The organism is Mesotoga sp. HF07.pep.5.2.highcov, from assembly GCF_003666285.1.
Classification (GTDB): Bacteria; Thermotogota; Thermotogae; order Petrotogales; family Kosmotogaceae; genus Mesotoga; species Mesotoga prima.
Map to the genome: position 1 here is coordinate 1 of NZ_JFHJ01000584.1, position 518 is coordinate 518.

Sequence of the window (518 nt, forward strand, 5' to 3'; positions counted from 1 at the left end):
TTTCCCGGTATCAGCGGGATATTCCCCTTCGCAGGTTTTCCTTTCTGCTGATCCAGGTCGATTACCATTGGTTCTTCTTCAAGATCCTGGAAGAGCAATGCATTTCCGAGCACAGCATAGCTTGTCGGTCCCCCGGCCTCTACAAGTGCTTCAATGGCTGTCATGCCGTCATAGTATCTAACGATACCGGGTTTCTGAACCTCACCGAAAACATAAACTCTGGCCGGTTCCGTGTAAGGTACATATACAGTGGATCCAGCGGGAACTACTTTTCTGGTGAGAGCGATGAAATCGTCAGGTGAAATAATGATCTCTTCCGTCTTGCCGCCTGAAGATATGAAGACTCTTCCGCCGCTTTCGAAATTTGTAATTCCTCCAGCAAGACTTATGAGTTCAGCCAGAGTCAGCTCACCATAGTCCGAGACTGGAAATACTCCCGGCGATTCCACATCACCGACCACCGCGACAAAAGAATCGTAGTTTCTTAATGCGACAATGGTATCTCCATCTTCTAGATA

The 518-nt window shown here is 47.9% G+C and carries 1 protein-coding gene; it reads right to left on the reverse strand.

Annotated elements, in window-relative coordinates; genetic code table 11:
- On the reverse strand, positions 1–518 hold a 518-nt coding region (locus BG32_RS12425), incomplete at both ends, for an SLBB domain-containing protein (RefSeq protein ID WP_183084338.1).